Source organism: Pseudomonas sp. JY-Q (genome assembly GCF_001655295.1).
GTDB classification, from domain to species: Bacteria; Pseudomonadota; Gammaproteobacteria; order Pseudomonadales; family Pseudomonadaceae; genus Aquipseudomonas; species Aquipseudomonas alloputida.
This window is the reverse complement of record NZ_CP011525.1, coordinates 1573792-1593785: the sequence shown is the minus strand read 5'-3', so window position 1 is coordinate 1593785 and position 19994 is coordinate 1573792. Positions and strand designations below refer to the sequence as shown.

The 19994-nt window shown below is 62.2% G+C and carries 17 protein-coding genes; 6 read left to right on the top strand and 11 right to left on the bottom strand.

Going from position 1 to position 19994, the window contains the following annotated elements:
• Positions 1–187: 187 nt before the first annotated feature.
• From AA098_RS07115 to AA098_RS07095, 5 genes are all read left to right on the top strand, one after another.
• Positions 188–1378: a site-specific integrase gene (locus AA098_RS07115; RefSeq protein WP_064613963.1), complete on the top strand. Its 1191-nt coding sequence runs from the start codon at positions 188–190 to the stop codon at positions 1376–1378.
• A 36-nt stretch (positions 1379–1414) separates the two neighbouring features.
• Positions 1415–3202 (top strand): N-acetylglutaminylglutamine amidotransferase, encoded by a 1788-nt coding sequence (locus AA098_RS07110; protein WP_064613962.1) that lies wholly within the window; start codon positions 1415–1417, stop codon positions 3200–3202.
• 3 nt (positions 3203–3205) lie between these two features.
• On the top strand, positions 3206–4951 hold the full coding sequence (gene ngg, locus AA098_RS07105) for an N-acetylglutaminylglutamine synthetase (RefSeq protein ID WP_003252632.1): 1746 nt from the start codon (positions 3206–3208) through the stop codon (positions 4949–4951).
• A gap of 170 nt (positions 4952–5121) precedes the next feature.
• On the top strand, positions 5122–6306 hold the full coding sequence (locus AA098_RS07100; RefSeq protein ID WP_003252630.1) for an osmoprotectant NAGGN system M42 family peptidase: 1185 nt from the start codon (positions 5122–5124) through the stop codon (positions 6304–6306).
• Positions 6307–6388: 82 nt separating this feature from the next.
• A complete protein-coding gene (locus AA098_RS07095) occupies positions 6389–6616 on the top strand; it encodes a YheU family protein (protein WP_003252629.1) in 228 nt (75 codons plus the stop codon).
• A 52-nt stretch (positions 6617–6668) separates the two neighbouring features.
• Here the strand turns inward: AA098_RS07095 and csrA are convergent, their stop codons facing one another.
• Complete coding sequence (csrA, locus tag AA098_RS07090; RefSeq protein WP_003252626.1) at positions 6669–6848, bottom strand: carbon storage regulator CsrA; 180 nt, start codon at positions 6846–6848, stop codon at positions 6669–6671.
• Between the two features lie 291 nt (positions 6849–7139).
• Here csrA and AA098_RS07085 point away from each other — a divergent pair, with 291 nt between their 5' ends.
• A complete protein-coding gene (locus tag AA098_RS07085) occupies positions 7140–7292 on the top strand; it encodes a DUF3309 family protein (RefSeq protein ID WP_003252624.1) in 153 nt (50 codons plus the stop codon).
• Between the two features lie 73 nt (positions 7293–7365).
• On the opposite strand, the gene AA098_RS07080 is transcribed toward AA098_RS07085, so the two are convergent.
• The 10 genes from AA098_RS07080 to AA098_RS07035 all read right to left on the bottom strand — a co-directional run bounded on the left by AA098_RS07080 (position 7366) and on the right by AA098_RS07035 (position 19892).
• Complete coding sequence (locus AA098_RS07080; RefSeq protein ID WP_256545268.1) at positions 7366–8511, bottom strand: hypothetical protein; 1146 nt, start codon at positions 8509–8511, stop codon at positions 7366–7368.
• A gap of 29 nt (positions 8512–8540) precedes the next feature.
• The gene (locus AA098_RS07075; protein ID WP_050562065.1) at positions 8541–9314 is read right to left on the bottom strand and encodes a pilus assembly protein; all 774 of its coding nucleotides are present in this window, start codon (positions 9312–9314) and stop codon (positions 8541–8543) included.
• Positions 9315–9365: 51 nt separating this feature from the next.
• Positions 9366–11834, bottom strand: a complete 2469-nt coding sequence (locus AA098_RS07070) for a TcfC E-set like domain-containing protein (protein WP_054888734.1) — start codon at positions 11832–11834, stop codon at positions 9366–9368.
• A gap of 75 nt (positions 11835–11909) precedes the next feature.
• The gene (locus AA098_RS07065; RefSeq protein WP_060538968.1) at positions 11910–12404 is read right to left on the bottom strand and encodes a CS1 type fimbrial major subunit; all 495 of its coding nucleotides are present in this window, start codon (positions 12402–12404) and stop codon (positions 11910–11912) included.
• Between the two features lie 69 nt (positions 12405–12473).
• Complete coding sequence (locus tag AA098_RS07060; RefSeq protein ID WP_054888732.1) at positions 12474–12959, bottom strand: hypothetical protein; 486 nt, start codon at positions 12957–12959, stop codon at positions 12474–12476.
• A gap of 218 nt (positions 12960–13177) precedes the next feature.
• Positions 13178–13987: an SDR family oxidoreductase gene (locus AA098_RS07055; RefSeq protein ID WP_054888731.1), complete on the bottom strand. Its 810-nt coding sequence runs from the start codon at positions 13985–13987 to the stop codon at positions 13178–13180.
• 69 nt (positions 13988–14056) lie between these two features.
• On the bottom strand, positions 14057–17299 hold the full coding sequence (locus AA098_RS07050) for a transporter substrate-binding domain-containing protein (RefSeq protein ID WP_064613960.1): 3243 nt from the start codon (positions 17297–17299) through the stop codon (positions 14057–14059).
• Positions 17300–17308: 9 nt separating this feature from the next.
• Positions 17309–17935, bottom strand: a complete 627-nt coding sequence (locus AA098_RS07045; RefSeq protein ID WP_003252604.1) for a response regulator transcription factor — start codon at positions 17933–17935, stop codon at positions 17309–17311.
• Between the two features lie 29 nt (positions 17936–17964).
• Complete coding sequence (locus tag AA098_RS07040) at positions 17965–19161, bottom strand: hypothetical protein (RefSeq protein ID WP_003252602.1); 1197 nt, start codon at positions 19159–19161, stop codon at positions 17965–17967.
• Complete coding sequence (locus AA098_RS07035) at positions 19158–19892, bottom strand: hypothetical protein (protein ID WP_064613959.1); 735 nt, start codon at positions 19890–19892, stop codon at positions 19158–19160. The genes AA098_RS07040 and AA098_RS07035 overlap by 4 nt, the downstream gene beginning before the upstream one ends.
• Positions 19893–19994 lie beyond the last annotated feature (102 nt).

Here is a 19994-nt window from a genome sequence, read left to right as displayed (position 1 = left end):
CGATGGCAGCAGCAGAGAATCTGCCCGACGACCATGTGCATGACAAGGTCACCGAGAAACGGATGGGCGAGTTGGTGGGGTGTACAGCGAAGGCGCTCCAACGCAAGCGCGAGAAAGGCATCATCCCCAACTGGGTGTGGATGAAGATCAACGGCAGGATAATGTACAGCAAAAGGAGATATGACGAATGGATCGAAAGCCTGTGGACCTGCCGGCCGGAGTCGAGCTTGTCGGGCGCTCAATCCGAATTCGCTTCACCTGGAACAAGAAGCGGTGCTGCGAGACGCTCGCCCTCCCTCAGACCCCGAAAGGGATCGCAGCAGCAGCGAGTCTACGTGCTCAAGTAAAGGGGTTGGACAAGCTCGGCGCCCTGACGGCAGAGAAGTACGCCGAGCTGTTCCCAAATACCCGAAGCGTGGTGGTTCAGGAGCAAACTACGCCGATCTTCTTCGATTACGCGCAGGACTGGCTCAACAGCCTGCAGATCGTGGAGGGAACCCGGAAAAACTACCGCTCTGCCCTGCAGGTGTATTGGGTTCCGTACCTGGCCGAGAAGCCGATCGACACCATCACGTCAGTGCTCCTGCGCAAGATCATGAACGATATCAAGTGGACTTCCCCGGTACGCCGCAAGGGCGTGGTCGGCCTACTGGTGTCGATCTTCCAGCAGGCGGTGACGGACGAGTTGATTGTTCGAAACCCGGCCCTGTCTATCCCAGGCGCCAAAGTGCCGAAGCGTGAGGTCGACCCTTTCACCAAAGAGGAAGCGGATTCGATCATTGCTCATCTGTACGAAACGACGAGCGGCATGACGGCAATTTACGCGGCCTATTTCGAGTTCTGTTTCTACACCGGCATGCGGCCGGGCGAGGTGATGGCTTTGCGCTGGAGCGAAATCGACAGGCGCGGAAAGACTGCCAACGTTTGCCGCATTCAGATCCGTGGAGTGATCCAGGATCGCACCAAAACGAAGCGTTCCCGGAAAGTTTTATTGAACGATCGCGCCCTGCATGCGCTCGAAAAAGCTAGACCGCTCACCGAGGCCCGTTCAGATTATGTGTTCGCGCCCAGTGGGACGGGTGACCGCTCGGAGATGTTCATTCGCTCCGAGACGAGTCAAAAACGCTACTGGCTGGCAGCCCTACGGAAGCTTGGTATCAGGCGCCGCAGGATGTACGACACGCGCCACACGTACGCGACCATGTGCCTGATGGCCGGCATGAACCCGGCATTCATCGCCGCGCAACTTGGGCATAGCGTACAGGTGCTGCTTTCGACATACGCGAAGTGGATCAACTCGCCGAATGACTGGGCTGAGCTTGATAAGCTGAAATCGCTGGAAAGTGGTACAAAAATGGTACGAGCTAAAAGCCAGTAACGCCAAGAGTGCCGAAACTCAAAGGGTTTACGTTACATGTGCGGATTAGCAGGAGAGTTACGTTTCACCCCCATCGACCAAGCCCCTCGCCCAGCCGACCTGGCTGCGGTAGAGCGCATTACCCATCACCTGGCCCCGCGTGGCCCGGATGCCTGGGGCTTCCATAGCCAGGGGCCGATTGCCCTTGGCCACCGGCGGTTGAAGATCATGGACCTGTCCGACGGCTCGGCGCAGCCGATGGTCGACAACACCCTAGGCCTGTCGCTGGCCTTCAACGGCGCCATCTACAACTTCCCCGAGCTGCGCCAGGAACTGCAAGACCTGGGTTACCAGTTCTGGTCCGATGGCGACACCGAGGTGCTGCTCAAGGGCTACCACGCCTGGGGCGCGGCGCTGCTGCCCAAGCTCAACGGCATGTTTGCCCTGGCCATCTGGGAGCGCGACAACCAGCGCCTGTTCCTGGCCCGCGACCGCCTGGGCGTCAAACCCCTGTACCTGTCGCGCAACGGCGAGCGCCTGCGCTTTGCCTCGACCCTGCCGGCACTGCTCAAGGGCGGCGACATCGACCCGATGCTCGACCCCGTGGCCCTCAACCACTACCTGAACTTCCACGCCGTGGTACCGGCACCACGCACCCTGCTGGCCAATGTGCAGAAGCTGGAGCCCGGCACCTGGATGCGCATCGACTGCCATGGCGAAGTGGAACGCCAGACCTGGTGGCGGCTGAAGTACGGCCCCAACCCGGACGAGCGTGAACTTGATCTGGAAGGCTGGACCACCCGCGTACTCGACGCCACCCGCGACGCCGTAGCCATCCGCCAGCGGGCAGCCGTCGATGTGGGTGTGTTGCTGTCCGGCGGCGTCGATTCCAGCCTGCTGGTCGGCTTGCTGCGCGAAGTGGGCGTTGACGACCTGTCGACCTTCTCCATCGGCTTTGAAGATGCCGGCGGCGAGCGCGGCGACGAGTTCCAGTATTCGGACCTGATCGCCAAACACTATGGCACCCGTCACCACCAGTTGCGCATTGCCGAACACGAAATCATCGACCAACTGCCGGCCGCCTTCCGCGCCATGAGTGAGCCGATGGTCAGCCACGACTGCATCGCCTTCTACCTGCTGTCGCGGGAAGTGGCCAAACACTGCAAAGGCGTACAGAGCGGCCAGGGTGCCGATGAGCTGTTCGCCGGTTACCACTGGTACCCGCAGGTGGACGGCGCCGACGATGCCTATGCGGCCTACCGTGACGCCTTCTTCGACCGCAGCCACGCCGAATACCGCGACACCGTGCAGGCCCCCTGGCTGCTGGAAACCGACGCTGCCGGCGACTTCGTGCGCGAACACTTCGCGCGCCCCGGCGCACCGGCTGCCGTGGACAAGGCCCTGCGCCTGGACAGCACCGTGATGCTGGTCGACGACCCGGTCAAGCGGGTGGACAACATGACCATGGCCTGGGGCCTGGAGGCGCGGACGCCGTTCCTCGATTACCGCCTGGTGGAACTGTCGGCACGCATTCCCGCACGCTTCAAGCTGCCCGACGGCGGCAAGCAGGTGCTCAAGCAGGCAGCGCGACGGGTGATCCCGCATGAGGTGATCGACCGCAAGAAGGGTTACTTCCCGGTACCGGGCCTGAAGCATCTGGAAGGTGCCACCTTGGGCTGGGTACGCGAACTGTTGACCGACCCCAGCCAGGACCGAGGGTTGTTCAACCCGACCATGCTCGACCGCCTGCTGAGCAACCCGCACGGCCAGCTGACGCCATTGCGCGGTTCCAAGCTGTGGCAACTGGCGGCGCTGAACCTGTGGCTGAGCGAACAAGGAATCTGACCGATGAAAGCCCATGAAATCGCTTATGGTCAGCGCCTGCTGCGCGGCCAGGCGCCGTCCTACGAGCGCCTGCAGGCGCGCCTGGCCGGCGACGGCAGCCAGCCCCACGACCAACCGCGTGCCGTGCACTGCGGCTGGGGCCGGCTGTTGATAGGCCACACCTACCCCGACCCGGCTTCCCTGGCCGAGGATCTGCTCGACGAGCACCCGGGCGAACGCGACATCGCCCTGTACGTGGCCGCACCGCAGCAGGTGCTGGCCCAGGCCCCCCAGCAGCTGTTCCTCGACCCGTCCGACACCCTGCGCCTGTGGTTCACCGACTACCGCCCGGCGCAGCGGGTATTTCGCGGCTTCCGCGTGCGCCGGGCACAGAACCCCGCCGACTGGCAGGCGATCAACACGCTGTACCAGGCGCGCGGGATGCTCCCCGTCGACGCCGAGCTGCTTACCCCCCGGCACTTGGGTGGCCCGGTGTATTGGCTGGCAGAGGACGAAGACAGCGGCGCGATTATCGGCAGCGTCATGGGCCTGAACCACACCAAGGCGTTCGATGACCCCGAGCATGGCAGCAGCCTGTGGTGCCTGGCGGTGGACCCACACTGCACCCGCCCCGGCGTGGGTGAAGTGCTGGTGCGCCACCTGATCGAACACTTCATGAGCCGTGGCCTGGCTTACCTGGACCTGTCAGTGCTGCACGACAACCGCCAGGCCAAGCGCCTTTACCAGAAACTGGGTTTTCGCAACCTGCCCACCTTCGCAGTCAAGCGCAAGAACGGTATCAACGAGCAACTGTTCCTCGGGCCTGGCCCGCAAGCCGACCTCAACCCCTACGCTCGCATCATCGTCGACGAGGCGCTACGCCGGGGCATCGAAGTGCAGGTCGATGACGCCGCTGGCGGCCTTTTCACCCTGAGCCTGGGCGGGCGGCGCATTCGCTGCCGGGAATCGCTCAGCGACCTGACCAGTGCCGTGACCATGACCCTGTGCCAGGACAAACGCCTGACCCAGCACGCCCTGCACAACGCCGGGCTGCAGGTGCCCGCGCAACAGCTGGCGGGCAATGCCGATGACAACCTGGCGTTTCTCGAAGAGCATGGCGCGGTGGTGGTCAAGCCGGTCGATGGCGAGCAAGGCCAGGGCGTGGCGGTGAACCTGACCTGCATCGACGACATCACCCGCGCCGTGGCACACGCCCGCCAGTTCGACAGCCGCGTGCTGCTGGAAAGCTTCCATGCCGGGTTCGACCTGCGCATCGTGGTGATCGGCTACGAGGTGGTGGCCGCGGCCATCCGCCACCCAGCGCAGGTGCTGGGCGACGGTAAGCACAGTGTGCGCCAGTTGATCGAAGCCCAGAGCCGTCGCCGCCAGGCCGCCACAGGTGGCGAAAGCCGCATTCCGCTGGACGACGAAACCGAGCGCACCTTGCGCGCAGCGGGCGTTGGCTATGACGACGTGTTGCCGGCCGGCCAGCGCCTGGCCGTGCGGCGCACGGCCAACCTGCACACCGGCGGCACCCTGGAAGATGTCACCGAACGCCTGCACCCGGTGCTGGCCGATGCTGCCGTGCGGGCGGCACGGGCACTGGAAATTCCGGTGGTTGGGCTGGACTTCATGGTGCGCGATGCCGGGCAGCCGGAGTACGTGATCATCGAGGCCAACGAACGTGCTGGCCTGGCCAACCATGAACCGCAGCCCACGGCCGAGCGTTTTATCGACCTGCTGTTTCCCCATAGCCGGCCGTTGGCCTGACAACTGCTCGGCTTTTTGTGGGAGCGGCCTTGTGTCGCGAATGGGGTGCGAAGCGCCCCTAGGATCTCAGCTTCGCTGCCGATATTGCCGGGGCCGCTTTGCGGCCCTTTCGCGACACAAGGCCGCTCCCACAAGGACTGCGAAATTTTAACCCGACCGGAGGCCTGGACATGTCCGAACGACTCCCCGAACCCGATCTCGACTACCTCAAACGCGTGCTGCTGGAAATGCTCGCCATCCCCAGCCCCACCGGCTTCACCGACACCATCGTGCGCTACGTGGCCGAACGCCTGGATGAGTTGGGCATCCCCTTCGAGCTAACCCGCCGCGGCACCATCCGCGCCACGCTGAAGGGCCGGCAGACCTCGCCCGACCGCGCCGTCTCTGCCCACCTGGATACCATCGGCGCCAGCGTGCGCCAATTGCAGGACAATGGCCGCCTGGCCTTGGCGCCCGTCGGCTGCTGGTCCAGCCGCTTTGCCGAAGGTAGCCGGGTCAGCGTATTCACCGACACCGGCGTATTCCGTGGCAGCGTGCTGCCGCTGATGGCCAGCGGGCATGCCTTCAATACCGCCATCGATCAGATGCCGGTGAGCTGGGAGCATGTGGAAGTGCGTCTGGATGCCTACTGCGCCACCCGCGCCGACTGTGAGGCACTGGGTATCAGCATTGGTGACTTCGTGGCCTTCGACCCATTGCCCGAGTTCACCGAAAGCGGCCACATCAGCGCCCGTCACCTGGACGACAAGGCTGGCGTAGCCGCATTGCTGGCGGCATTGAAGGCCGTGGTGGAAAGCGGTCGCCAGCCACTGATCGACTGCCACCCGCTGTTCACCATCACCGAGGAAACCGGCTCGGGCGCAGCTGGCGCCCTGCCCTGGGACGTCAGCGAGTTCGTCGGCATCGACATCGCCCCGGTGGCGCCTGGGCAAGCCTCCAGCGAGCATGCGGTCAGTGTGGCGATGCAAGACTCGTCCGGGCCTTACGACTACCACCTGTCCCGGCACCTGCTGAAACTGGCCGGCGACCATGACTTGCCGGTGCGGCGCGACCTGTTCCGCTACTACTTCAGCGATGCCCATTCGGCGGTGACTGCCGGGCACGATATTCGTACCGCGCTGGTGGCGTTCGGTTGCGATGCCACCCACGGTTACGAACGCACGCATATCGACAGCCTGGCGGCGCTGAGCCGGTTGTTGTCGGCGTACCTGCTGAGCCCGCCTGTGTTTGCCAGTGATTCGCAGCCGGCCAATGCATCGTTGGAACGCTTCAGCCACCAGCTGGAGCACGATGCGCAGATGGAGAGCGACACGCGGGTGCCAGCAGTGGACAGCCTGGTGGGTAACAAGGGCTGAGGGCTTCGGGGCCGCCATGCGGCCCCAAATTCCCCAAGGTTTCGCGTAGCATGCCTGCACCAATACCAAGACGCCGCCCACCATGCTGATCCCCTACGACCAACTGCAAGCTGAAACCCTGACCCGCCTGATCGAAGACTTCGTTACCCGCGACGGCACCGACAATGGCGACGACACCCCGCTGGAAACCCGTGTGCTGCGGGTACGCCAGGCATTGGCCAAGGGGCAGGCGTTCATATTGTTCGACCTGGAGAGCCAGCAGTGCCAGTTGCTGGCCAAGCACGATGTGCCCCGCGAATTGCTCGACTAGCAGACTCGGCCCCCTTCGCGGGCAAGACTGCGTAGGGATGCTGATGGCAACATCAGGCCTCGCCTTGCTTGGCCTCCTTTATGCGCTTGTACACCTCGGCCCGGTGCACCGGCACCGAGCGCGGGGCGTCCACGCCAAAACGCACCACGCCCTCCCGGACATCCGCCACCATGATGCGGATGTTATCGCCAATCACGATGATTTCCCCCACTTCACGCCCGATTACCAACATGTGCCGATCCTCCTGCCAAATGGAAAACCGGAGACTGCCTGCCAGGCATTCGGCTACTCAATAGTTCCCCTGTAATTCAGAAGAGCCCTACATTTCAGAGTAACTTCTCCTACAGACCATTCCTCTTGAATGGGGCTGAGCGCGCATTTTCACGAGCATATCGGCCTTGTGCTGCGAAGAGGCCGGTACACGCGATACACCAATGGAATCTTTCGCAAGCGGCGCCGGTCCGATTTATCAAGAGGCCTGCAATTCGAGGCCCTTGCCCCTCAACCACGCAAGGACTCCACCATGACCACGATCCTTATCATCATCCTGATTCTGCTGCTGATCGGTGGCTTACCGGTCTTCCCCCACTCGCGTAGTTGGGGCTATGGCCCATCCGGCATTATTGGCGTGGTATTGGTGATTCTGCTGGTCTTGCTGTTGCTCGGGATGATATGACCCGATGCGGACAGCCACTTCAGGCAACTGCTGAAGGCGCATGGCAGGCGGGTAGCAACACCCGCTTGTCATCCTAAAGGTCCGCATCGAACACGATCGTCACCACGGCCTGATACTCGGTACCAGGCAACATATCCTGATCCGGGGCGTGGCCGCGAGGGTACACATGAAAATGCAACTGCCCTTGGCTACCGGTCACACCTTCAGGCGGGACTTCCAGGCTGATTGCGTTCCCAGCTCCGCCAAAGGCCATTGCCTGCCGGTAGAGCGAGCGACCGTTGTAGGTAACACCTGGCAAGGTCATTGCCATCGACAGCGGTATGCCATGGCCTTTGGCCGACCGTAGATTGCACGTGCTTCCCAACCCGGTGCTGCACAGGGCCCAAACTTTGAATGGCCCGCTGGCAGTCAGGCTGAACGCCACGTCCTTTTCCAGTCTGTCTGCATTGCCCTGCCCTCGGCGGCCTTGTCCACGGGCCTGAGGCGGTTCCAGCGCCACCTGCTCGGAACCCGGCTCGAAACGCACCTCAAGGTCATGCACCACCTCAAGTGTAACGTTGATCGCGACTGAATCTGCGCTGAGCCCGGAGACCGTTCGGCTCGAGCCAAGGCCTATATCCCTGTCAGGGCCTACCGAATAGACCACCCGCCCGCGGTATACGCCCGACTTCAAGCTCGCCGGCAAAGGCGTCTTCAGCCGATAACCCAGCGTAAGGTGGCTGACATGGTACGTGCCTGCATTCGCTGCGTTGAGGTCGGCCCAACACCCACTGCTGGCCACCGACCACAGAAACAATCGATGCGCCGCGCTCGCCAACGCAACCTGGCAACCACTCGAGTCCAGGCCCGAGCGCGCCGCAAGCGTGGGCGCCCCATCGTCCGAACTCACTGTGCCGCCCAGGTGGGTCATAGCAAAGTCCATGCTGACCTGCTCACCGGTCTGATCACGGACCATCAGCAGCGGCGTCGGCTGAACAGGTGCCGAGAGGTAGAAACCGTCGGCGCCTTCGCCATCGACTGTTTTGGAATATTCAACATTCACATCCAGCAAGCTCTGCAGTGGATCAGCACAAAGCTGCGGCAGCTGGGTGCAAACAGGGGACGACCGCGGTGCCAGGTTTTCGAACTGCCTGGTGTCGCCGCGATAACGCAGGTCAAGCGTGATCTCGGCAGCCTGCGCCCACGATGCGCCAAAGCCGCCGACCAGCAGCGCCAGCATTGCACATTTACCAGCCATGCCTGGACCTCTCACCCTGCTTTCAAATCGATGGCTTTGCGCGCATCGCCTTCCACCAGCTCGAAGCGGTATTCGACACCGGTTTTTTCGATGAACTCGCGCGTGCGCCCAGGGCGAATATGGTGCTTGGCCGGGTGATCACAGTCGTCGTCGCCCCGCACACAGGTCTGGACATTGTCGAGCAGCACCGTGGCATTGCCCTCGTTGCGCACGGTCCACTTTCCGCCCGCTCGCTCGATCGAGGTCTGATACTGCGTGGCAGTAGGCTTGGCGATCAGGATGGTGCCGTAGCCGGCCAGAAACTGCACACCGGCATTGAGTTCATTGCGGTAAGCCTCAAGCTCCGCATCGTCCAGTGCAAAGCTGTCATCCTGTTCCGGTAGTACTGGCACGAAACGCAGCCGGTAGTAACGCTCTTGAGCCCGCTCACCGCGATACAGCAACCGGACTGCCTGCATGCCACGAGCCGGGATGATCATCCGCGCAGGGCTGGCAACAACGCTGCGCTGGTCGAAGGGCAACTCATCGACGTCTACTTCACGCGGCTCGCCTTCGCCGTCGTACACCAGCTCCAGCACGCTGACCTTGACGAACGCGGTACTGTCCCCACGGTTGTAGATGCGTTTGGCATAGGTGCCCTTGCCCGGCTCGAGGTAGTCATACAAGGCCCCGACATCCAGCTGTGGCCCGGCCTTGGCAAACCCTGGCAGCAGCAGCACGGCGAACAACAAGCGTGATAAGTAAAATGTGAACCTTTGCATCTTCAACCTCTGTTTGCACAACATCCAATCCTGGCCCGGGATCAGGCCCTCTAAAGCGACAGGCTGAAAGCCGGTTCAGCCCATACGCGGTACACAGCGCTGATCACCTACGATCAGCAAGTCATCGTCGCGGTCAAAGTTGTCCGGCGGTAATGTCAGAAGGCAGCTGCCTGCCGTGCCATGGCGAATTTCCAGGGTGGGCCGTGCCTCACTCATTTCGACGCTGAAATAGCCATCCACCTCGACCACCGTGCGGCCGGCGTCATTGATCACATGTGCGCCTTGCAGCGGCTGGCCATGGCCGTCGAGCAGCCGGCCAAACACAGTGACCGTTCGCATGACTTTCACCGCGTGATAGCCCACCCCACCGCGGTTGAGGTGATAGTCGACAGCAAGGGGCTGGATCTGCGCTGGCGGCATGTCCTTCGCGTCGAAGTCGAAGCGCACATGACCAGACTTGAACGCCGTCACCGGCACGATATTGCGCCCGGGGTGGAGCATTGCACTCATGCCCTGGCCATCGTTGGCGCGTAGCTTCACACCTTGCAGGTCGCTTTCGACATCGATGATCAGGCCGGCATCGAGCGGTAGGTTTTGGCCCCCCATGGCCAGCTTCCCGGCGCCCAGCGCCAAGGTGCTTTCCAGGTTGAGGCCACCGCTGAGGTTATCGTTGAACGATGAAGTCTGGGCATAGGCATCGCCCTGCAATGCCTGGCTGTGAAAGCGCCCATTGGCGGCAAGGCTGGTGCCATAGCCGTCGAGCGTTGCGCTGCCCCCCAGGCTATGCACTGGGCCCAGGTCGACGTCCTGCCTGTACCACAGCGAAGCGTACGGGTCGTTCCCCCCCTCACGCGAGGCGCGGCTACCGACATCGACCCCAAGCTGCTTGCCGTCGCGCTCAAGCTTCATGCTGACAGCGACGTTAACGCCGCGGCTGCGAACACCGGCGCTGCTGCGCGTGCCGGGCCTGTCGAACAGTGACAGGCGAACACTGCTCTGATGCCCCCGCAGTTTTCCGTAGAACGCCCAGCTGAGGTCGGCTCCCAGCCCGCTGGCCGAGCCCGCACTGTGTTCCAGGCGCAGTGTCGCCGAACTGCGCGAGGTTACCCGCTGGTTGATCGAAAAGGCGGTGCGGCTGCGCACCTGCCGCTGTGAACGATCGTCGCGCTCCTGACCGCTGGGCTCGAGCCAGGTCTGGTTGTGGCTTAGCAACAATGAGCCCGAGGGATGGGTATAGGTCAACTGCAGATCACCCCCATTGCCCAGACCTTGGGTTTGATTAAGGCTGGCGTACAGCTTGAACCGCTCATGGACATCCCAGTCCAGCGAGGTACCCAATTGCAGATCAGCGCCGACCTGTTGCATCGACAATCCCAGCACCGCAGCCGGGTGCAGCAGATAATTGGTAAGGGCCCCGAGCGCCAGGCCCTGTTCACGATGGCTATCCCAGTTACTCAGCAACTCGAGCTGCTGGCCCAAGTACACGTTGTAGCGCCAGCGGCTATCGATGTTCTGCCATCGGCTGGGCTTGTAGATGGACGCTTCGCTACGCGAGGTCTCCAGGCCGTCTTCAAGCAAGCGCAGCTCGACATCGTAGATGCCGCCGGGCAACACCCGCGTGTCGAGTGCCTGTAAACCAGGCTGTACCGGCTGACTGTTGATCAGCGAACCATTGCGATAGATTTCGACGATACCCGGGCGGTTCGGCGTGACGTAGACAGGGATGGCGCTGGCTTGGCCATTGTCGACCAGCAGGCTGTCACTGCTGCCCAGCATCAAACCAAGCGTGCTGTCAGGGCGACGCCCCAGGAGCGTTGGCTGGCGCACCAGGCCTTCTGCGCCAGTAGAGAAGTAGCCCAGCCGAAAGAATTGCTCTTCGTGCATGCGCTCTGCGTAAAGCTGGTTCATGCGGTAACGCACATCGCCTTGCTCAGCTGGGCTACGATCCGCGCGCGCCTCGGCCAGCGTGGTCCAGTTATGCAGATTGCCCTGGCCGAGCAGGCCGATTCTGCCCGTGGTCTGATTACCATCATTCACCAGATTCAGTTGATTACGCAGCAGCAACCCAGTGCTGCCCTGCTCTGGGAGACGGTGATAGCGCGCGTCCTGCTCCAGTTTCTCGGCATCGGAGGTGAGCAGCGACAGCTGCGAATTGGCCAGGCTGTAATGGATAGCCTGCAACCCGTCCGGGCAGTTTTGCAGGCAGTCGCCCAGCATGCGCCCGCCCTCCAGCCGTTGAAGCCATAACTGGCGCAATGTGGCGGGCTCTGCGCTCTGCTCGGTGTCGGTAAATGCCAGCATTTGCACACGGTTATCACGGCTCAGCACGACCATGGCATCACCCAGGTAGCGCTGATCCAGCTCAACTCGCACCGCAAGTGGCACCTCGAAGAAGTGCGCCTCGAAGTCTTCAGGCAAACGCCCGAACGTGTTCAGGCCGTTAGCATCGGGCTCGCGTTCAGCCAACACTTCGACAGGGAAGAGGCAAGCAGCACCCAGCAACCAGGCAGCGAGTGCACGGCCGGGTGCAGCAAACTGGAACATGATTCAATCCACATCAACACCTGCCCCACCGCTGGACAACATCCGACAGGGTGGAGGCAGGCGGCACTGCATCAATCAAAGGCTTGTGGAGGACGTCTCAAACAACACTTTCACGACCCCGTTATAATCACCCTTCACAAAACCGCCCTCAGGCTTTACAGCTTCAAAGGCAATAGGAAGTTCATTACCGCCTTTGGCATCTTCGGCGCTCATGACCTCCTGAGGCGTGAGCGCCAACCGCTTATCCCCTACCGTGATGACCAGCGCAATCTTCTGGTCAACGTTACTCTGCTCTTGCAACTCTGCGGTTTGCAGCAACTTCGCCTGAATGGCGCCGACATCACTCTGGGCCATAAATTTTTCAGTCACTTTTGTGAATTGCTCGGCCTGCGGCTGATACTCAAGCGTCACGCCCTTCTGAAGCCAATCACCTTTAGGCTCAACTGAAAAGTCATTGCCAGGAATCACCGCCATTACAGAAATGTCATGGCTGATCGGCTCAGGAGCGGCGGCGAAAGCGGCACCGGCAAACATCGCAAAGAATGGAATAGCCAATACAGAGGATTTCATATCAAATTTCCTTCAACGGTTGCACATTATCAATAGCAGGGACGCGGGAGCGCCCGCCTGAAACAGGTATCAGGGCGCACCCGTTTCAAACATCAAAGTGGCGTGGGTGATGTAGGTGCCGGGCATGCGAACCGTGGATGCCTCTGGCATGGGATAGAACCTGAATTCAATGGTTTTCCCCTGAGCGGCGTCAGCAGCACTGACGATTTCGACCGGCGTCGTGCCCATGACAACGCGATTCAGCGAAATATAGTAACGGCGCTGAAAATCCGAACCGCCTACCCGTGTAAACCGGTAATAAGGACTGTCCGTTTTCGCATAGATCGGCCCATAGGTACTTTTTACAAACACATCTTTTTTAATTTGCTTGAAGACGAGCCGGCTCGGGTCATATTCCGCCCGAAGTTCGTCGTCCCACCAATTACCCACCGAAGTCACTTGAAATTCAGGTGTCGAAACGACAGCCTGAACACTGACGTCCTGAGGTATTTCCTTCGCCCCTACGGCCCCCGCCGTCAGCAGCAGGGCGCAGGCGGTATAACAACGTAACTTCATTGAGCAGTCCCCGAATATGCCGGCATTTATCGATGCACGTATGACAGGCGGGCACTTTACGAATGGGGCATCAATGCGTATGTAGGGGTTTTCTGAGTCACTGCGAAAAATGAAAACGCCCCGACAGTCGGGGCGTTCTTGGGTGCTGCGGTTTAATGCATCAGCTGCCTTGGGTCTTGTCGGGGGCAGGCTTCACCACCCTGCCCTCTACAGACCCTTCATCGCGAAGGGGCCTTTGCGCGCATTTTTACCGCCATATCGGCCATCTCGTCATACAGCCGCTCAGGGGCCTGGCGTTTCAGCTGCCAGGCCTGGCGCCCGGCCTCATGGGGCAAAATCAGGAACTCGCCCGCGGCGACCTGCTGGTGGATGTATCCGGCAATGTCGGCGGCGCTGATCGGCGAACCCTCCAGCAGCTTGCCCACCTGCGCCTTCATCGCCGGGTTCGGCCCACGGAAGGAGTCCAGCAGGTTGGTCTGAAAGAACGACGGGCACACCACGTGCACCGACACCTCCTGCTGGCGTAACTCCACCAGCAGGCTTTCCGAAAGCGCCAGCACGCCAGCCTTGGCGACGTTGTAGTTGCTCATGCCAGGGCCCTGCATCAGTGCGGCCATCGAAGCCACGTTGATGATCCGGCCCTTGCTGCGCTCCAGCAGCGGCAAAAAGGCCTTGCAGCCCTTGACCACGCCCATCAGGTTGACCGCGATCTGCCAGTCCCAGTCTTCCAGGGACAGTTCGGCGAAAAACCCGCCAGACGCGACGCCGGCGTTGTTGACGATCACGTCGATACCGCCGAACTGCTCGGTGCATGCCTGGGCCAGGGCGGTGAGCTGGCTGTAATCACGCACATCGCAGCGCTGGATGAAGCCATCGCCGCCGGCAGCCCGGGCCAGTTCCAGGGTTTCGCGCAGGCCGTTTTCGTTGACATCGGCCAGCGCCAGGCGCCAGCCCTCGCGCGCCCAGCGCAGGGCGATCTCGCGACCGAGGCCTGACCCGGCGCCGGTGATCATGATGCGGTTATGCATGGTGGCTGGCCTTGTTCTGGCAGGTAGTACAGCGAGTCTAATCAAGGGCAAGGGGGCTGGGAGGATTCATCAGGGTAGTGAATGGGCAGACATGACTGTGTGGTCAGTACCGCCCTGGCGGCGGGGAGCATGCTCCCCGAGGTAGCTGGCAAGCCAGCGGTCCAGGCGCAGCATGGTCTCCTCCAGCGCTCTGGCTGCCTGGCGCACCTGTGACGTATCCGCCGGCCGTTGCGTACACTGCGCTTCAAGCCGTTCACATGACGCCACCAACGCTTGTGCCCGCACAATGCGTGCGCCGCCTTTCACCCTGTGCGCCACTTCAACGAGCGCCGAGGGGTTGTCGCTCGAGTATCTGAGCTGTGCCAGATCCGCCAGGTTACTGCTGGCCAGATCGGCCAGCAGGGCCACCAACACAGCCTGGTCATCGCAAACCAGCTTACGCAAATGGGCCAGATCAACGGCAGGCAGTTGCTCGCCTGGCTCACGGCTGACGTACTGGAAAGCTTGCAACGTTTGCATGAGGGTATCCAGGTTCAGCGGCTTGAACAGGCAGTGGTCCATACCCGCAAGCCTCGCGCGACGGCGCTCCTCTTGCAGGGCACTGGCGGTCAGCCCCACCACCCGACAGCGAGGCCTGGCCCGGCGCCGTTCGTGTTCGCGGATTGCCCGGGCCAAAGCAAAACCGCCAAGCCTGGGCATGTTGCAATCGCTGATGACGACGTCGAACGTTTGCTGCAACCAGAGGCGCAAGGCCTGATCACCATCTTCGGCAACTTGCACCTGGTGACCGAGAAACGCCAACTGGTGCGCGAGCAGCAAGCGGTTGGCCGGGTAGTCATCGACCACCAGCACGCGCAGGGCAGCCAGCCTGGGAGGGTCGCCCTGCGGCGTTGCCGGCTTGGCCAGCACTGGCCGGGCTGCCAGCGCCAGGTCCAGGCGGATTTCAATCCGCGTACCTTGGCCCAGCACGCTGTGCAAGCGTAATTGCCCGCCAAGCATTTCACACAAGCTGCGGCTGATCCCCAGCCCCAGCCCGGCACTGCTGCGTGGCGACTGGCGCTGATTGCTGGCCTGGCGAAAAGGTTGCCCGAGGCTTTCCAGCTCGGCCTGGGCAATGCCTATGCCGGTGTCTGCGACTTCGAGCAATACACTTGCCCGCCCGGCTGCAGCCTGCATATTCAGGCTGACCAGGACCTTGCCCTGCGCGGTGAACTTGATTGCATTGCTGACCAGGTTGGCCAGCACCTGCTTGAAACGCACCGGGTCAAGCATCACCCAGTTTTCCACCGCCCCCTTGCACACCATGTCCAGGGCCAGCCCCTTGCCGCGTGCCTGTTGCTCGAACAGCTGAACCACCCGGGCGACTTGCTCGCGCAGGCTCACTGGCACCAGTGCCAGTTGCAAATGGCCGGTTTCGATGCGTGTGATGTCGAGTACATCGCCGATCAACTCCTGCAGCCCGATAGCGGCATCCGCCGCCACTTCGATGGCCAGATGGTCCAGTTCGCCCTGCCCTGCCTTGCGTCGGGCAAGCTCCAACATGCCCAGCACAGCATGCAGCGGCGTGCGGATTTCATGGCTCATGGCCGCGAGAAACTGCGTCTTGGCCTGGTTGGCCGCCTCGGCCTCGCGCTTTGCACGATGCAGTTGCACCTGCATCCGCCGCAGGTAACGAACCCACAGCAGGGACAGCAACAGCAGGCTGCATGCCAAGGCGATGCCCGCCAGCATGCGCCCGCCATAACGGCGCCATAACCCGTCGCCAACGATCATCGGGTTACGCCAGCGTCGCAGCATGGTCTCCATTTCTGCCGGGGGCAGCGCAAGCAAGGCTTTGTCGAGAATACCCAGCAGCTCTTCGTCGGCATGGCTACTGGCAAAGGCGAAGTGCATCGGTGGCAGCGCCAGGCTGGCAGCGATCCGCAGCCTGCCGGGAAAGTGACGTGCAACCAGCGAGCACGCCTGGTCCAGTGGCAGCACGGCGGCGCCTGCCTTGCCTTGCTCCAGCGCCTGCAGGGCAGCCAATGGATGAGGCACGAGCCGCTGACGGATCCCCGGGTAAGACTTGGCCAGCGTCTGCGCCTGGGCGCTGCCACGCACCAGCGCCAGCGGCCGCCTGCCGAGCTGCGCCAGGCTGCTGGGGGCCACGGTCTCGTTGCGCGTTACCAGGACCAGCGGCAAGCTCAGAAAACTGCGGCTGAAACGCAGTTGCCTGGCGTGTGCCGGGCTGTACACCAGCCCGGCAATCAGATCGGCCTGGCCCTGGCGCACTCGCTCGATCATGTGCTGTATGTCTGTGCCCCCCTGCACCTCGAAGTGCAAGCCGGTGAGGCGGCTGATGCGTTGCAGCACGTCCATGCTCAAGCCGCGCACCTGGCCATGCTCATCGCGGTAGCTCAACGGTAGCTGGTGCTCACCGAGCAACACCTTGACCACGGGGTTTTCCGCTATCCAGCGCTGCTGGGCTTCGCTGAGTTCAACCAAGCCGGGTTTGACGGGGCTGGCAGGCTGTGGGCTCCAGTGCCCGCGAAGGCGGGCATGTTGCTGTTCGGTCAGGCCTTGCAGCACGGCATCGACCAACCTGGATAATGGGCCGTGGTCCCCGAGCATGGCAAAGCCCAGGGGCTGGGCTGCAAAATCGGGCTGGTCGACCCATTCAAGGTCTGGCAGTTGCCCTCGGGCCAACAGATAGCGGCTGCTCAGGGCATTGCCTAGAAACAACTCAGCTTCACCGAGCTGCAACGCCGCCAAGGCGCTGTAGGGGGTGGGGTGCAGCTGGATCCGTGCGTTGGGATAGTTGTGCTGAAGCAGGGCCAACGGTCGATACCCCTCGACCGCCAGCAGCCGAGGGCTTGCGCTGTTGCCACTGACGAACCGCTCACTGGCCAGCAGCAATGGCTGGTCAACGATGTAGGGGCTGGACAGGCGCAGCTTGGCGTCCTGCGCCTGCTGTGCTGTTACCGAGCTGACCAGGTCGACAGTACCCTTGCGCAAGGACGCGAAAGCCGCGTCGTAGGTCTCGAACAGGCTCAGGCGTACTTCCAGGCCCAGCTTCTCGGCCAGCACACTGGCGTACTCGGCGCTGATGCCTTCGTAGGCCTGGCCGGTGCCGAGCATGTCGAAGGGCGGGTTGTCGCGGCCGACTACCCCCAGGTTCAAATGGCGCTTCTCCCACAGCCAGCGCAGGTCGGCGGGGGCCAGCGCCAGCGCAGGCCCCGTTTCCACGCCCCGGGTGTAGAGCTGCGGTGCGGCCAAAACGGGTAGCGGGTTCAGGCAATACAGCAGCCACAGCAGCAGGACGCGGATTGGCACGGGTAGCGACTAGATAAGCGCATTGCGACGGGCGAAGTCCGCCAGGTCGATCAACGAGTTGACCCGCAGTTTTTCCATGAGCCGGGTTTTGTAGGTGCTGATGGTCTTGTTGCTCAGCAGCATGGCTTCGCCGATCGCCTTGTTGCTCAGCCCGCGGGCGAGCTGCTGCAGGATCATCAGCTCACGGTCGGTCAGTGAGGCGATGCATTGCGCGTCTGTGAACTTCAGGTCCTGCTTGTGCACCGAACTCAGCGCCACTTCAGGGAAGTACGTATAACCCGACAATGTTGCGCGCACCGCCTTGCCAAGCTCGTCCAGCTCATCGGTCTTGGCCACGAAGCCCATTGCACCGGCCTGCATGCAGCGTAGCGAATAGGCCTCGGGCAATTGCGACGTCAGCACCAGAACCTTGGGCGGCTGCGTCATGGCCTTGATGCGGGCGATTACCTCAAGGCCATCGAGCCCGGGCATGGCGATATCGAGGATGACCAGGTCCGGGCCCAACTCACGCGCCAGCCGCACCGCGTCAATACCATTGTCTGCCTGGCCGACGACATCGAGCCGTTCCTTGCGCAGCAGCATGCACACGGTGGCTCGGATGAACGGATGGTCGTCAACCACCACGACTTTGTACATAGGTTAACCTCGCGCATCATGGCGGTGGGCTAAAGCTCAGCGTCGAAAACGACGGTGACCTGGCCGGCATAGGTGGCGCCAGGGTGTCGAAGCATGGCCTGCACGTCGTTGCGCTCCACCTGGAAACGCAACTGGCCAGGGCGATTGAGCGTGGGCATCGCCGATTCGAACGCCAACGCAGCCGCCTGCCCGCTAGGCAACGCCAGTTGCTGAACCGGCCGGCCCTGGTGCTCGATACCTCCGGGCAAGGTAATGGCCACGGTCACAGGCACCTCGTGGCTGGCGTCGTTACGGATACCGCACGTACCTGCGGTGTAGTGCTGGCACAACTTGTAGGCTTTGAATGGGCCGGTGGACCATAGCCGGAAAGGCAGGTCTCGGTAGATGAGCCCAGGGGCCTGGCCGCCGCCCAGCCAGGCCTGCCAACCATCCTTGGGCTCAAGCACGGCGCGCTCCGAGCCAGGCGGGAACTCAAAGATGAAAGCGTGCTGCACATCCAGTTCGAAGTTGATCACCAACGTATCGCCGCTCAGGCCGGTAACATTGTTGCCGAAATCAAAGTCGCCCCCAGGGCCTATGGTGTAAGTGAGGCTGCCACGGTACATACCGGCGCGCAGGCGATACGGCGGGGGGATGTCCAGCTCGAAGGAAATGCCCGTGTCCAATACCGTCGTGGTATCTACCTGATCATCCGGCACCCATGAGTAGCTGATCACGCAAGGGGTCGGGCTTTGCGGGTTGACCAACGAGGTGTGGTATCTGAAGCGGCTTTGGTTGCCGACAGAGTTCTTACCACGACAACCGCCGGAGAAGCTGCCGTTAAGCGGGTTGTAAGGGCTACCCAACACAGCTTCCTGGCTGATGGAGCGCACCTCGAAGGTCATCTGCCTGGGCTCACCCGTCTGTTGATGGCGTACCTCCACCTCACGACGCCCCGGCAGTTTCACGAAATATCGATCGCGCAGGTCGGGGGCAAGGTTGATGCTTGTCTTCTGGTAGCTAATTGGCAGGCTTACGGTGCCGGTACTGGCGCACAGGGCAGACCAAACCCTGCAAAATTCAGCAGGCGGCGTGGTGTTCTCGAAGCGCCCCGACCCACCGCCACGGTATTGCGCCGAAAGCGTCACCTCCAGTGCGCTGGCCAAGGGGGCGAATGCCAGCAAACCTGCGACCAGCCCGACGCGTAAGTGACGGATGCGGGCCAAGCGCCCTGTGCTACGACTCATCCTTCCACCACCATGCGCTTGCGCGCTTCGCCTTCATGCAACTCAAACTGATGAACCTTTGCCGCCTGCCCTTCGAATTGCCGTGTCCGCCCCGGCAACACATGATGTTTGGTGGCAGTCTCGCAGGCTACGCCAGCCGCCTGGCACTGCCGGAACTGATCCAGCACGACAGTGGCATTGCCCTGGTTGCTGACTGTAAGGCCACCGCCCTTGCGCTGCACAGACGTCTGAAACCGGGTTTCGCCAGGCCGAACGAACAGCAGCGTGCCGTAGCCGGCCAGCAAGTTGACCCCAACCTTCAGGCTATTGCGGTACCGCTCAGCCTCGCCCTCATCCACGGCAAACCCATCACCCAGCTCGGGCAGGACCGGGACGAAGCGCAAGCGGAAATAGCGTTCTGCATCGCGCTGCCCGCGGTACACCAGGCGCACCGCCTGCATGCCCTGCGCCGGCACGATCAGCCGCGCCGGGCTGGCCACCAGGCCGCGCTGCTCCAACGGCATGCCCTCGGTGTCGACCTCGCGGGCATTGCCATCGGTGTCGTACACCAGCTCAGCGACACTGACCTTGACGAACGCCGTGGTATCACCGCCGTTGCGCACCCGCTTGAGCAAGGTGCTTTTGCCGGAATCCAGGTAATCGTACAACGCGCCGACATTAAGCTCGGGCGCCCCAATGGCTGCCAGCGGGGTAACCAGACAGGCCAGGGCAAGCAGACGATGGATATTCACGTTTGAAGGTTCCTTGGATAAGTACAGCGATTGGCATACCGTAAAGCGGGAACAATCGCAGGATGTGTAGGAGCCGTCTGAAACGACGGTAGGGCCGCTCTG

What these genes read in the sequence shown, in the direction of transcription:
- csrA (WP_003252626.1), bottom strand. Translation starts at nt 6,848, where the DNA reads ATGTTGGTAATCGGGCGTGAAGTGGGGGAAATCATCGTGATTGGCGAT.
- AA098_RS07065 (WP_060538968.1), bottom strand. Translation starts at nt 12,404, where the DNA reads ATGAAATCCTCTGTATTGGCTATTCCATTCTTTGCGATGTTTGCCGGT.
- ngg (WP_003252632.1), top strand. Translation starts at nt 3,206, where the DNA reads ATGAAAGCCCATGAAATCGCTTATGGTCAGCGCCTGCTGCGCGGCCAG.
- AA098_RS07040 (WP_003252602.1), bottom strand. Translation starts at nt 19,161, where the DNA reads ATGAGTCGTAGCACAGGGCGCTTGGCCCGCATCCGTCACTTACGCGTC.
- AA098_RS07085 (WP_003252624.1), top strand. Translation starts at nt 7,140, where the DNA reads ATGACCACGATCCTTATCATCATCCTGATTCTGCTGCTGATCGGTGGC.
- AA098_RS07115 (WP_064613963.1), top strand. Translation starts at nt 188, where the DNA reads ATGGATCGAAAGCCTGTGGACCTGCCGGCCGGAGTCGAGCTTGTCGGG.
- AA098_RS07070 (WP_054888734.1), bottom strand. Translation starts at nt 11,834, where the DNA reads ATGTTCCAGTTTGCTGCACCCGGCCGTGCACTCGCTGCCTGGTTGCTG.
- AA098_RS07080 (WP_256545268.1), bottom strand. Translation starts at nt 8,511, where the DNA reads ATGCTGGCGCTGCTGGTCGGCGGCTTTGGCGCATCGTGGGCGCAGGCT.
- AA098_RS07095 (WP_003252629.1), top strand. Translation starts at nt 6,389, where the DNA reads ATGCTGATCCCCTACGACCAACTGCAAGCTGAAACCCTGACCCGCCTG.
- AA098_RS07075 (WP_050562065.1), bottom strand. Translation starts at nt 9,314, where the DNA reads ATGTTGTGCAAACAGAGGTTGAAGATGCAAAGGTTCACATTTTACTTA.
- AA098_RS07110 (WP_064613962.1), top strand. Translation starts at nt 1,415, where the DNA reads ATGTGCGGATTAGCAGGAGAGTTACGTTTCACCCCCATCGACCAAGCC.
- AA098_RS07055 (WP_054888731.1), bottom strand. Translation starts at nt 13,987, where the DNA reads ATGCATAACCGCATCATGATCACCGGCGCCGGGTCAGGCCTCGGTCGC.
- AA098_RS07100 (WP_003252630.1), top strand. Translation starts at nt 5,122, where the DNA reads ATGTCCGAACGACTCCCCGAACCCGATCTCGACTACCTCAAACGCGTG.
- AA098_RS07060 (WP_054888732.1), bottom strand. Translation starts at nt 12,959, where the DNA reads ATGAAGTTACGTTGTTATACCGCCTGCGCCCTGCTGCTGACGGCGGGG.
- AA098_RS07045 (WP_003252604.1), bottom strand. Translation starts at nt 17,935, where the DNA reads ATGTACAAAGTCGTGGTGGTTGACGACCATCCGTTCATCCGAGCCACC.